The organism is Terriglobales bacterium (genome assembly GCA_035561515.1).
GTDB lineage: Bacteria > Acidobacteriota > Terriglobia > Terriglobales > Acidobacteriaceae > DATMXP01.
This window is the reverse complement of sequence record DATMXP010000045.1, coordinates 80,040-92,624: the sequence shown is the minus strand read 5'-3', so window position 1 is coordinate 92,624 and position 12,585 is coordinate 80,040. Positions and strand designations below refer to the sequence as shown.

General features: G+C 58.5%; 7 protein-coding genes. 1 reads left to right on the top strand and 6 read right to left on the bottom strand.

The genetic code is table 11. The features are described 5' to 3' along the window. The first annotated feature begins 778 nt into the window (after positions 1-778). On the top strand, positions 779-2,026 hold the full coding sequence (locus VN577_20810) for an epoxide hydrolase (protein HWR17283.1): 1,248 nt from the start codon (positions 779-781) through the stop codon (positions 2,024-2,026). Positions 2,027-2,212: 186 nt separating this feature from the next. Here VN577_20810 and VN577_20805 read toward each other — a convergent pair whose 3' ends face one another. The 6 genes from VN577_20805 to VN577_20780 are packed head-to-tail and all read right to left on the bottom strand — an operon-like array spanning position 2,213 to position 12,315. After that, the gene (locus VN577_20805) at positions 2,213-2,479 is read right to left on the bottom strand and encodes a DUF5985 family protein (protein ID HWR17282.1); all 267 of its coding nucleotides are present in this window, start codon (positions 2,477-2,479) and stop codon (positions 2,213-2,215) included. Further along, positions 2,479-2,742 carry a DUF5985 family protein gene (locus tag VN577_20800; GenBank protein HWR17281.1) on the bottom strand — a complete coding sequence of 88 codons (264 nt, stop codon included), beginning with the start codon at positions 2,740-2,742 and terminating at the stop codon, positions 2,479-2,481. Before VN577_20800 ends, VN577_20805 begins: the two co-directional genes overlap by 1 nt. Further along, a complete protein-coding gene (locus tag VN577_20795; GenBank protein HWR17280.1) occupies positions 2,739-3,122 on the bottom strand; it encodes a hypothetical protein in 384 nt (127 codons plus the stop codon). Before VN577_20795 ends, VN577_20800 begins: the two co-directional genes overlap by 4 nt. Before the next feature lie 58 nt (positions 3,123-3,180). Then, positions 3,181-3,603: a response regulator gene (locus VN577_20790; GenBank protein ID HWR17279.1), complete on the bottom strand. Its 423-nt coding sequence runs from the start codon at positions 3,601-3,603 to the stop codon at positions 3,181-3,183. Then, positions 3,596-6,001: a PAS domain S-box protein gene (locus VN577_20785; protein HWR17278.1), complete on the bottom strand. Its 2,406-nt coding sequence runs from the start codon at positions 5,999-6,001 to the stop codon at positions 3,596-3,598. Before VN577_20785 ends, VN577_20790 begins: the two co-directional genes overlap by 8 nt. Further along, positions 6,001-12,315, bottom strand: a complete 6,315-nt coding sequence (locus VN577_20780; protein ID HWR17277.1) for a HAMP domain-containing protein — start codon at positions 12,313-12,315, stop codon at positions 6,001-6,003. The genes VN577_20785 and VN577_20780 overlap by 1 nt, the downstream gene beginning before the upstream one ends. Positions 12,316-12,585: the final 270 nt, after the last annotated feature.

The following is a 12,585-nucleotide window of genomic DNA, read 5'->3' as shown; positions in this document are numbered from 1 at the left end:
TTTTGCCTTCGTATAAGAAAACAAAGCGGTTACGCGAGCGTCGGGCTCTACATATATGATTCTAAAGGATTTATAAGTCCTTTGTTTTCATATATGGAGAATGTGTATATGAAAGCAAAGGAGTTAGACAGCGCATATATGAAAACAAAGGGCTTACAAGTTCATCAGTTCCTCAGTTCGTCGATTTTTCGGTAAAGCAAGTCGTTGGTCCTTAGTCGTTGGTCGTCGGCAAAACAAAAAAGCAAACAAATGCGAAAGGTGGTGAAGACGGAAAACTCGTCTTTCACCACCTACATTTTTAGGATAGCAATTTGGGTGGGGGCAACATGCCAAAGTTCTGAAATTTATATTTGCCGTTAAATCAGGAACTTGCGTCGAAATGGAGGTGTGGACCCCCTTGACATCTGTTTTCCCGAAATGGGATCGGCTGATACGCACAGTTCATTTACGCTTGGCTCTGTCACATCAGTCAAGGTGCCCATCCCACTAAAAGCCGCTGCTAGCGGGTGATCTCGGTTGGGAGGATGTGTATACTACTGCGCACTTGTGGGGTCCCTCTTCGTGCCAGCGACAGAGGTCCAAAAACCTCGTCCGCTGTTGCACTAACACAGCTCACCATCGATGGTCGAAGTGTTCGGCAGCGGACTTCTTCGATGTAAATGCAGAAGCCCCTTTCGTTCATCTTCGGCTGATGAGACGAAGTTTCTCAGCCGTAACCCGATGCGCCGATGCATCCGGTTTCGACGTACACGCTCGGTCGTGTGTGAAGGAGCAAAAAATGAGTCAGACCAGCGCAAAGACACAAAGCAGCAAGTCAGCAGATAACGCGGCTATCCGTCCGTTCCGCATGAACGTTCCCGAAACAGATCTGACAGAACTTCGCCGCCGCGTTCAGGCGACCAGGTGGCCTGATAAGGAGACGGTGCGGGATGAAACCCAAGGGGTGCAGCTTGCAACAATGCAAAAGCTGGCCCGCTATTGGGCGACGGAATACGATTGGCGCAAGTGCGAGGCGCGACTAAACGAGTATCCGCAGTTCATCACTGAAATTGACGGCCTAGACATCCATTTCATCCACCAGCGCTCGAAGCACGAGAATGCGCTGCCGCTTATCGTGACGCACGGATGGCCTGGCTCCGTGGTGGAGCAATTGAAGATCATTGAGCCACTGACCGATCCCACTGCGCATGGCGGAAAAGCGTCGGATGCCTTCCATGTGGTGATCCCGTCGATGCCTGGCTATGGATACTCGGGTAAGCCTGCGGCGCCCGGTTGGGGTCCCGACCGCATCGCTCGTGCCTGGGTGCTGCTGATGAAGCGGCTAGGGTATATGCAATTCGTGGCACAGGGCGGTGACTGGGGCGCGGTAATCGTCGACTTGATGGGCAAGCAGGCGCCTCCGGAGTTGCTTGGCATTCATACCAACATGCCTGGCATCTTTCCGACTGAGATTGATCAAGCGGCATTCTCCGGAACTCCGGCGCCATCGGGTTTGTCAGCCGACGAGAAGATCGCTTACGAGCGTTTGCAGTTCGTATATCAAAAGGGAATCGCCTACGGCTACCAGATGGGATTGCGACCGCAGACGCTTTATGGAATTGCAGACTCACCGATCGGGTTGGCTGCGTATTTCCTTGATCACGATGCGCGCAGCTATGCGCTGATCACACGAGTGTTCGATGGGATTTCGGAGGGTCTTACGCGAGACGATATCCTCGATAACATCACCATCACGTGGTTAACGAATACCGCGCTGTCCGGCGCCCGTCTTTACTGGGAGTACTGGGGCCAAGGGTACTTCAACGTGAAAGGAGTCTCTGTCCCCGTAGCCGTGAGCGTTTTTCCTGACGAACTCTATCCCGCTCCACGGAGCTGGGCCGAACGGGCATATCCCAAACTGATCCACTTCAACAAGCTTGAGAAGGGCGGCCACTTCGCAGCCTGGGAGCAGCCGAAGCTATTTTCAGAGGAGGTCCGTACAGGCTTCAGGTCGCTTCGCTCGACCGCGGCGAAATCGGCAGCTTGATTTTTAATCCGGTTGGGCCTCTTTGCCTCAATCGGTGGCTGAGGGGTGATGCATAACCCGGGACTAGGTCCCGGGTTATTTTTCGTGAACAGCAGTGGTAGGGTGGCGAGGTGCCGCTCGTTGGCACGAACAGGAATATCTGTGCCACATATCCACTGTCTACGCCACCCAGATCCACGACGGAAGCTAGCGGTGGCCGTAGTTTTTCTTGAGGATGGCGCCGAGGATGAGGAGGAAGGCGAAAAGGCGCACGACATAGATGAGGGGACTGCCTTCGTTGGGTTTGTCGAGCATAAGGATGGCGCAGCGGTTGAAGCCTTCGATGGCGAAAGCGATGGCGAAGGCGAGGAAGAGTTGATCGTGCGTTTGTTTCCAGAACTTGAGGAAGAACATAGCCGCGGTGAATGAAGCGGTTGCGACCACGCCGAGCAGGAAAGATTCCAGGACCATCATTATGCGGCCTCCCAGATGAGCCCGTAGAGCATGAGCAACATGGCGACTGCAGCGGTGATGAGGCGTGCGAGGTAAAGGTCGGGTCCTTCCCTAAGGACGACAAGGTCAAAAAATACGAGCACGTTGGAAATGGAAAGGCCGAGGAAACAGAGGCCACTCCAGAGGAGCAAGCGCTGGCGTCCGCGAAGGTAACCCCTCAACAACAGGAGCGCACATAGGAGCGCCAGTAAAGCACCGAGTATGTAGACGGCTGCGGCCATCATTGGTCTTCCTTCGTAAAGCGAAATGCCTTGGCGAAATCCCTGACACCGGCAGAGGCCTTGGAATGAATTATGGATGAAATGCGGACGACTTCCTTCCGGTAAATGGCGTCGAGATCGCCGAGTAACTGGCTAGTTTCGGGAGAATGTTCTTCGCAACGGAACGAATCGTCGTCGGCCACGATGAGCTCGCGTTGGACGAGTCCGGCGAGGATTTTAGAGGCGACATCGGTACGCACGTACAGAGCACGGGCCATTCGTTCCGAAGACCACGGATTGGGACGACTGTTCCAAAGCAGGAGCAGCGCTTCCAGGTGGGGAACGCTATCTATTTGCTCGACGATGAATTGGTCGACTTTTGCTCTGCGTTTCTCGTCGGTCATGCCTGGCCGAAGCTACATCCGGCAAGAGCCGGAAGATACATCGTATTACGATACAGTATCACAGGGCTGCGGATTGCGAAGAGGCGTTTGCGTTTGCGCTGCCCGTCTCGTGTGAACTCTGATGTTGCTGTAGAACCTGTCTGATCTTCTCGCACATGACGATGGGTCCCTCGAGCTTGCTGATAAACAAATCGGCCTGAGCGGCCTCGGGAGGAACTTCGTTGAGGCCGGAAACAAGAATGATGGGGAGCTTGGGGTGCGATTTCCGAAGGCGCTGGAGGAGTTCGGTACCTGGCATTTCCGGCATAAGAATGTCGGAGAGCACAAGATCGACGCGCGTGTTGGCGAGAAGCTGGATGGCCTGCATCGCAGACGGAACGGTGAGCACATGGAAGCCATTCTTTTCGAGCACCAGCTTGCGGAAATATAGCGGGGTGGCCTCGTCGTCGACACAAAGGATGGTGAAGTTGCCGTTATCCACGATTGCCTCGCGCGACGCGTGATCCGCCGGCAGCCTCGGCACGAACAGCAGGTTTCAAGGCGTTGTCGGCGGTCGCAATGGGGATGAAGACCTTGAAGCAGGTCTGATTGCCGGCAGCGGTTTCCATGCTGCGGAAGCGAATGTCACCCTCGTATTTCTGGATGATGCCGCGACTGATCCACAAGCCGAGGCCGGTACCTTTCTCGGACTTGGTGGTAAAGAACGGTTCGAACAAGTGTCTTGCATCCTTGGGGCGAATGCCGGACCCGGTGTCGACGATGGATATGACCACGCCCGGAGTCGATCCGTTCCAACGGCCGGAATCGCGGACACTGATGCGGAGACGTCCGCCACGAGGCATAGCCTGGATGGCGTTGCCGACGAGATTGAGGAAAACCTGCTTGAGTTCGACAGGGAATCCCTGGAGTTGGCCAGCGGAGCGGTAACGGCGCTGAAGTTCGATGCCTCCGACCTGGAAGCGACGCGTTTGCAGTTCGAGGACGTCGTCGAGCAATTCAGGAACAGAAAGCAGCATGGGCTGCTTCGATTCGCGATAGAAGCTGAGCGTTTGCCGCGTGATGTGCGATACGCGTACGAGTTCCTGTTCGGCCAGGGAGGCGTATTGCCGTGCTTCTTCGTCGAGCGAAGGATGATCGCGCAGGAGGAAGAAGGCGTTGGTGATGGCTTCGAGAGGATTGTTGATCTCGTGAGCGATGATGCCGGCGACGCGTCCCATGGCGGCAAGTTTTTCGGTGTGACGAAGAGCTTCCTCGGCTTGAAGACGAGCGGTGATGTCGCGATTGATTTCGAGGACGACGCCGCGCTCGCGGTTCAAGGCCTTGCGACTGGAGACGGTGACCTTACGGTGATCGCGGGTCTCCTGGATGAGATTGCCTTCCCAGGTACCGAAGCTGGTGAGAGCGGCTTCGATCTCCTCAAGGGGAGCAGGGAACTCCGTGTTGAGAACCTGATGGATATTGCGACCAATGATTTCTTCGCGATTCCAACCATAGAGCGCTTCGGCGCCGGAATTCCAGTATTGCAGTGTGCCGTCGAGGTCGCGGACCATGACCGCTTCGGTAGCGAGTTCGAGGAGGTCGGCACGCTCACGGAGCATGTTTTCCATTTGCTTGCGAGTGCTGACGTCGAAGAATGCGCCAACAGCGCCGCGGACTGCACCGGCTTCATCGAAAAGTGGACTGGCGCTGGCGAGCACGTGGCGCTCGGTGCCATCGGTGAGGCGAATAAGCAACTCGGTACTGCCGACGGCTTTTCCGGTAGCAGCAGCGGTCTGGACGGGTAGCTGGTTGGGGTTGAGCTTCTTGTCGCCGCGGAAGACCTCGTAGGGGGCATCGGAGGCATCGCGGTAGAGGAGATTGCCTCCAGGAGGGACACCGAGGAGTTCCGCGAGAGCGGTGTTGCCGGAAATGTATTCGCAATCGGGATCGTGGGCGAGAGCGATGCCGACTGGGAGAACCTGCATGATGGTTTCGAGTTCGGCAACACGCTGCTCAAGCTGGCTGTTCAGCTTGCGGATTTGTGCCTGCGCTTCGATTTGAGCGCTGATGTCGGTGCCGGTGCCGAACCAACGGACGACCTTGCCATTGGAGTCGCAGATGGGAACGGTGCGGGTGAGAAACCAGGCGTACTGGCCCTCCTTGGATCTCAGCGGGAAAGTTTCTTCCCAGAGTTCGCCGTTGCTCCATGACTTCTTAAGGCCGGTTTCGACGCGACTGACGTGGTCGGGATGAACGATGTCGCGCCATCCGAAGCCGTCGGACATGCCTGGCGAGGCGCCGGTGTAGTCGAACCAGCGCTGGTTGAACCAGAAGATGGAACCGTCGGGGTTGGCCATCCAGGCGAGCTGAGGGATGGAGTTGGCAAGGGTACGGAACTGGTCTTCGCTCTCGCGAAGTTCCTGGGTGCGTTCTTCGACACGCGATTCGAGTTCGCGATTGAGCTTCTCAAGCTGGCGCGTCTTGCGATGGAGTTCGACGAAGACGGTGACCTTGGCGCGCAGGACCTCGGGGACGACGGGGACGGAGATGTAGTCGACGGCGCCGCGCTGATAGCCGCGGATGCGATCGGTATCGCTGAGGTGGACGCCGGAGATGAAGATGATGGCGGTCTTCTGGAAACGAGGATGCTGGCGGATCATCTCGGCGAGCTCGAAGCCGTCGATCTCCGGCATGCTGACGTCCATGAGCACGACGGAGATGTCGTGTTTCAGGAGCTGGTCGAGGGCCTCGCGGCCAGAAGTTGCCTTGATGAGGTTCTCGCCGAGGTCGGAGAGGATCGCCTCATAGGTGAGAAGCTTCGCAGGCTGGTCATCGACCATGAGGATGTTAACCCTGTCGAGATCGCCGCCGAAAGTGCCGAGTTGTGTGTCCCTTGTCATTACCGGTGTAACCACATGCGCAAGGCCGAGAGCAACTGTTCGGTGTTGACCGGCTTTGCGAGATATTCAGATGCGCCAGCCTCGAGACATTTTTCGCGATCACCTTTCATGGCTTTGGCGGTGAGGGCGATGATGGGGAGGCGGCGTAGTGATGGGTTCTGCCGGATCACTTGCATGGTTTCGTAACCGTCCATCTCGGGCATCATGATGTCCATGAGGACGATGGCAAGGTCGGGCGTGGATTCAATGGTAGCGATGGCTTCGCGTCCGGTGCCGGCGGTGAGGACTTCCATGCCGCGGCGTTCGAGGACACTGCTGAGAGCGAAGATGTTGCGGACGTCGTCGTCGACGACCAGCACCTTGCGGCCGACGAGAGCTTCATCGGAGCGATGCAGACGGTCGAGCATTTTTTGTTTTTCGGGCGGAAGGTCGGCGATGACGCGGTGTAGGAAGAGCGCAGTTTCGTCGAGCAGACGTTCGGGGGACTCGACATCTTTTACGACGACGCTACGGGCCAAGGTGTGCAGGCGGGCGTCTTCGTCGGGGGAGAGTTCCTTTCCGGTGAACACGACGACCGGCAGATCGGTGAGCTCGGGTGTATCGCGCAGGCGCTCGAGCACTTCGAAGCCGGTCATGTCAGGTAGGCGAAGGTCGAGGACAAGGCAGTCGAAGCGCTGTGCCTTGACGGCCTTGAGGGCCTCCGCACCGGACGAGGCAACTTCGATGTCGATGTCGTGGTAGCCGAGCAGTTCGCGAATGCTGAGCTGTTCGGCGGGATTGTCTTCGACAACCAGGAGTTTCTTGCGACGCGGGCTGGCGTATTCGCGGATACGCGTCAGGGCTTGCTCAAGGTCTTCGGGCGAGGTCGGCTTGGTGACAAAGGCGAACGCACCGCGCGAGAGACCGTGATGCCAATCGTCGTCGAGAGTGAGCATCTGGACAGGGATGTGGCGGGTGGCCGAGTCCTGCTTGAGGTGGTTGAGGATCGTCCAGCCGAGCATGTCGGGCAGGAAGACGTCGAGCGAGATTGCTGTCGGTTGATATTCGCGCGCGAGCGCCAGGGCTTCCGCGCCGCGCATGGCAATCAGGACCTTGAAGCCCTTGTCGCGGGCGAGATCGCGGACGATCGTCGCGTAGTGCGGATCGTCTTCCACGATAAGGAGGATGGAGTCTCCGGTGTGGAGGTCGTCGCGATCGTCGGCGATGTCTTCGACGACCTGCTCGGCGCGAGCGACGCTCGTGAGTTGTGCCGGCGACAGGGCCGTGTGATGGCTGCGGTCCACGACCGGAGTGCTAGCGGAGGATGGGCCCACGTACGTCTGTGGCAAGTAGAGAGTGAACGTGCTGCCCTTGCCGGGAGCGCTACGGAGCTGGATTTCGCCGCCAAGCAGGCTGGCCAGTTCGCGGCTGATGGCGAGTCCGAGACCGGTTCCACCGTACTTGCGGCTGGTGCTGGCGTCTGCCTGCTGGAAGGCTTCGAAGATGATGCGCTGCTTCTCGTAGGGGATACCGATGCCGGTATCGCTGACCTCGAAGGCAATGACGTTTCCAGCGGTGCTGAGGACGGGATGTCCTTCCGACCATCCTTTCTGAGCGACAGAGACGGAGAGCCTGACACCGCCGTTCTCGGTGAACTTGAAGGCGTTGGAGAGCAGGTTCTTCAGGACCTGCTGTAGACGCTTGGAGTCGGTGACGAGGCTGCGCGCGAGATGCGGGTCGGCCGCGACTTCGAAGGTGAGCTTGCGGTTTTCCGCCTCGTGACGGAATGGACGAGAGACGGCGTCGAGCAAGCTGGCGAAGAAGACCTGTTCGGCTTCAACGGACACCGTGCCGGATTCGATCTTGGACAGATCGAGGATGTCGCTGATGAGGTTGAGGAGGTCGGTTCCCGCGCCGTGGATGGTGCGCGCGAATTCGACCTGCTTGCCGGTGAGATTGCCGTCGGGATTGTCGAGGAGTTGCTGGCCGAGAACGAGAATACTGTTCAGCGGCGTGCGTAACTCGTGCGACATGTTGGCGAGGAACTCCGACTTGTATTTCGAGGTGAGCGCGAGTTCCTTGGCCTTTTCTTCGAGAGCGCGACGGGCCTGCTCGATTTCCTGGTTCTTTCTTTCGACTTCGACGTTCTGCTCGGCGAGCTGTTGAGCTTTTTGCGCAAGCTGTTCGTTGGTCTGCTGGAGTTCCTTCTGCTGAGTCTGAAGCTCGGTTGCCAACTGCTGCGACTGCTTAAGCAGAGCTTCGGTCTGCATGGTGGCTTCGATACTGTTGAGCACGATGCCGATGCTGGCAGTGAGCTGTTCAAGGAACGACAGATGCGAGGCGTTGAACATGCTCAATGAGGCGAGTTCGATTACGGCCTTGACCTTTTCTTCGAAGAGAATCGGAAGGACGATCACGTTTCGGGGAACGGCTTCGAACAGTCCTGAGCGGATCGGAACCGTTCTTTCGGGGAGATCGCTGATGAGCATGCGGCGCTTTTCGGCCGCACACTGTCCGATTAAGCCTTCGCCGATACGGACGCGTTCGAGGTGTCCGTCCGGGCTGTTGGCGAATGCGGAGAGCAGCACCATGCTGCCGGACTCTTCCGAATCGACCTGATAGATGACGCCCTGCTGCGCATTGACGAGCGGAGCCAGTTCCGAGAGAAGCATGCGCCCCACGGTGCTGAGGTCGCGTTGCCCCTGCAACATGCCGGTGAAACGAGCGAGGTTTGTCTTGAGCCAGTCCTGCTCGGTGTTACGTTCGGTGGTGAGTCGAAGGTTGTCAATCATCGTGTTGATGTTGTCCTTCAACTCGGCGACTTCGCCGCTGGCTTCCACCTGAATGGAACGGGTGAGGTCACCCTTGGTGACGGCAGTTGCCACTTCCGCGATTGCGCGAACCTGGTTGGTGAGGTTGTCGGCCAGCAAGTTGACGTTGCCGGTAAGGTCTTTCCAGGTTCCGGCAGCACCGGGCACGTTGGCCTGACCGCCAAGACGACCTTCCACACCGACTTCGCGGGCCACGGTGGTCACCTGGTCGGCGAAGGTGGCGAGCGTATCGGTCATGTTGTTGATGGTTTCCGCGAGAGCGGCGACTTCGCCCTTCGCGTTCACGGTGAGTTTCTGCGTGAGTTCGCCGTTGGCGACGGCGGTCACGACCTTGACAATGCCGCGCACCTGCTCGGTGAGGTTGGCGGCCATGACATTGACGTTGTCGGTTAGGTCCTTCCAGGTTCCGGCGACACCGGGCACCTGCGCCTGTCCGCCGAGTTTGCCTTCGGTACCGACTTCGCGGGCGACGCGGGTCACTTCAGCAGCGAACGCGTTGAGCTGGTCCACCATGGTGTTGATGGTGTTCTTGAGCTCAAGAATTTCACCCTTCACGTCGACGGTGATCTTGCGGGAGAGATCGCCGCGGGCCACGGCCGTCGTCACTTCGGCGATGTTACGCACCTGGGCCGTGAGGTTTCCGGCCATAGCGTTCACCGAGTCGGTGAGGTCCTTCCAGGTACCGGCGACACCGGGCACGTTGGCCTGACCGCCGAGGCGTCCTTCAGAGCCGACTTCGCGAGCGACGCGCGTCACTTCGGCAGCAAAGGAGCGCAACTGCTCGACCATGGTGTTGAGCGTTTCTTTGAGCTGCAGAATCTCGCCGCGAACGTCCACGGTGATCTTCTTGGAGAGATCGCCGGTTGCGATCGCGGTGGCGACTTCGGCGATGTTACGGACCTGGCCGGTAAGGTTCGCGGCCATGACGTTGACGTTGTCGGTGAGATCTTTCCAGGTTCCGGCGACGCCCGGCACTTGTGCCTGACCGCCGAGTTTTCCTTCGGTACCGACTTCGCGGGCGACGCGGGTTACTTCGGCAGCAAACGCGTTGAGCTGGTCCACCATGGTGTTGATGGTGTTCTTGAGCTCAAGAATTTCACCCTTCACGTCTACGGTGATCTTGCGGGAAAGGTCGCCGCGGGCGACAGCCGTCGTCACTTCGGCGATGTTACGAACCTGACCGGTGAGGTTTCCGGCCATGGCGTTGACCGAGTCGGTGAGATCGCCCCACGTTCCGGCAACACCGGGCACATTGGCCTGACCCCCTAGACGTCCTTCGGTACCGACTTCGCGAGCCACGCGGGTGACTTCTCCGGCGAAGGCGTTGAGCTGGTCCACCATGGTGTTGATGGTGTCTTTCAGCAGCAAGATTTCGCCGCTGACGTTCACGGTGATCTTCTTCGACAAATCGCCGTTGGCGATTGCGGTGGCGACTTCGGCGATGTTACGCACCTGCCCGGTGAGGTTCGAGGCCATGGAGTTCACGGAGTCCGTGAGATCTTTCCATGTTCCGGCGACGCCGGGCACGAGAGCCTGTCCACCGAGTTTGCCGTCGGTACCGACCTCACGAGCGACACGTGTCACTTCGGAGGCGAAAGAGCGGAGCTGGTCCACCATGGTGTTGATGGTGTTTTTGAGCTCGAGGATTTCACCTTTCACATCGACGGTAATCTTGCGGGAAAGGTCGCCACGTGCCACAGCGGTTGCCACTTCGGCGATGTTACGCACCTGAGCCGTGAGGTTTCCGGCCATGAAGTTGACGTTGTCGGTGAGATCCTTCCAGGTTCCGGCGACGCCCGGCACTTCTGCCTGACCGCCGAGTTTTCCTTCGGTACCGACTTCGCGAGCCACACGGGTCACTTCTCCGGCGAAGGCGTTGAGCTGGTCCACCATGGTGTTAATGGTGTTCTTCAGTTCAAGAATTTCGCCTTTCACGTCGACGGTGATCTTGCGGGAGAGGTCGCCACGGGCGACGGCGGTCGTCACTTCGGCGATGTTACGGACCTGACCGGTGAGGTTGCCGGCCATGGAGTTGACGGAGTCGGTGAGATCTTTCCAGGTTCCAGCCACACCGGGCACGTTGGCCTGGCCGCCAAGGCGGCCTTCGGTACCGACTTCGCGGGCGACGCGGGTAACTTCTCCGGCGAACCGGTTGAGCTGGTCCACCATGGTGTTGAGAGTTTCTTTGAGCTGGAGAATTTCGCCGCGCACATCGACGGTGATCTTCTTGGACAAGTCGCCGTTGGCGATAGCGGTGGCGACTTCAGCGATGTTACGGACCTGACCAGTGAGGTTGCTGGCCATGAAGTTGACGTTGTCGGTGAGGTCCTTCCAAGTGCCACCGACACCGGGGACCTGTGCCTGTCCGCCGAGTTTTCCTTCGGTACCGACTTCGCGGGCAACACGGGTGACTTCGCCTGCGAACGCGTTGAGCTGATCGACCATCGTGTTGATGGTGTCTTTGAGTTCGAGAATTTCGCCCTTTACGTCGACGGTGATTTTGCGGGAAAGGTCTCCGCGAGCGACGGCGGTGGTGACTTCGGCGATATTGCGGACCTGAGCCGTGAGGTTTCCGGCCATGGCGTTGACCGAGTCGGTGAGGTCCTTCCAGGTTCCAGCGACGCCGGGGACGACGGCCTGTCCGCCGAGCTTTCCGTCGGTACCGACTTCGCGGGCGACGCGCGTCACTTCGGAGGCGAAGGAGCGTAGCTGGTCCACCATCGTGTTGATGGCTTCCTTGAGCTGGAGAATTTCGCCGCGCACGTCGACGGTGATCTTCTTGGAGAGGTCGCCGTTGGCGATAGCGGTGGCGACTTCGGCGATGTTACGGACCTGACCGGTGAGGTTCGAGGCCATGGAGTTGACGGAGTCAGTGAGATCTTTCCAGGTTCCGGCGACACCAGGCACCTGAGCCTGACCGCCGAGCTTACCGTCGGTACCGACTTCACGGGCGACACGGGTAACCTCAGCGGTAAAGACGCCGAGCTGCTGAATCATCGTGTTGACGATGTTGGCGGAGCGGAGGAACTCGCCTTCGAGGGGGCGGCCATCCACGTCGAGGCGTACGGTTTGATTTAGATTTCCCTGTGCTACGGCGGCGATGGCGCGGGTGACTTCCGTCGTGGGTCGGAGGAGGTCGTCAACGAGTGTATTGACGGATGTTTCCATCTCGCCCCAAGCGCCACGAGGATGTTGAAAGCGAGTGCGCTCGCGAGTCTTACCTTCCTTACCGACGGCCTGGCCGATGCGCTTGAGTTCCCGAGCCATCTGTTCGTTGGAAGAGACGATCTCGTTGAAGTAGTCGGCGATCTTGCCGTGGAGTCCGGTCCAGGTTACGGGGAGGCGGACGGAGAAGTCTCCGTCGCTCATAGTGCGAAGGCCTCCAAGGATGACAGCGAGGTACTCAGCTTCGGTGTTGAGATGTGGCGCAGATCCGTTCGACCCCGGCTCTATGGGGGGCTCGACGGGAGTCGCGGCAGCAGTTTGCTGTGCGGCGGTGTCCATGTTCGTCTCCGAGACGAAATGCTTTTTGGGGTGCATTAATGGGGTGATTACCTGAACAGTTCGACAGAGGATTGGTTCCTTTGTATTGCGTTACCGCCGTCGGGTCAATACTTCCATTCCCCTAACCCCGAAGCGCGCCCCAAGGATACGTCCGCTGAGGAACTCTCAAGGCGAGTTGGATGCATGAGGGGCAGAATGGGTTTGATGGGATGGGGATGGATTTCAACAGGTTAGGCGCGGACCCAGAGTTGCTGAACGTTTACCTTTGTT

Bases quoted from the DNA above. Each gene is read 5' to 3' on its own strand.
- VN577_20810 (HWR17283.1), top strand. From the start codon at position 779: ATGAGTCAGACCAGCGCAAAGACACAAAGCAGCAAGTCAGCAGATAAC.
- VN577_20805 (HWR17282.1), bottom strand. From the start codon at position 2,479: ATGATGGTCCTGGAATCTTTCCTGCTCGGCGTGGTCGCAACCGCTTCA.
- VN577_20800 (HWR17281.1), bottom strand. From the start codon at position 2,742: ATGATGGCCGCAGCCGTCTACATACTCGGTGCTTTACTGGCGCTCCTA.
- VN577_20795 (HWR17280.1), bottom strand. From the start codon at position 3,122: ATGACCGACGAGAAACGCAGAGCAAAAGTCGACCAATTCATCGTCGAG.
- VN577_20785 (HWR17278.1), bottom strand. From the start codon at position 6,001: ATGACAAGGGACACACAACTCGGCACTTTCGGCGGCGATCTCGACAGG.
- VN577_20780 (HWR17277.1), bottom strand. From the start codon at position 12,315: ATGGACACCGCCGCACAGCAAACTGCTGCCGCGACTCCCGTCGAGCCC.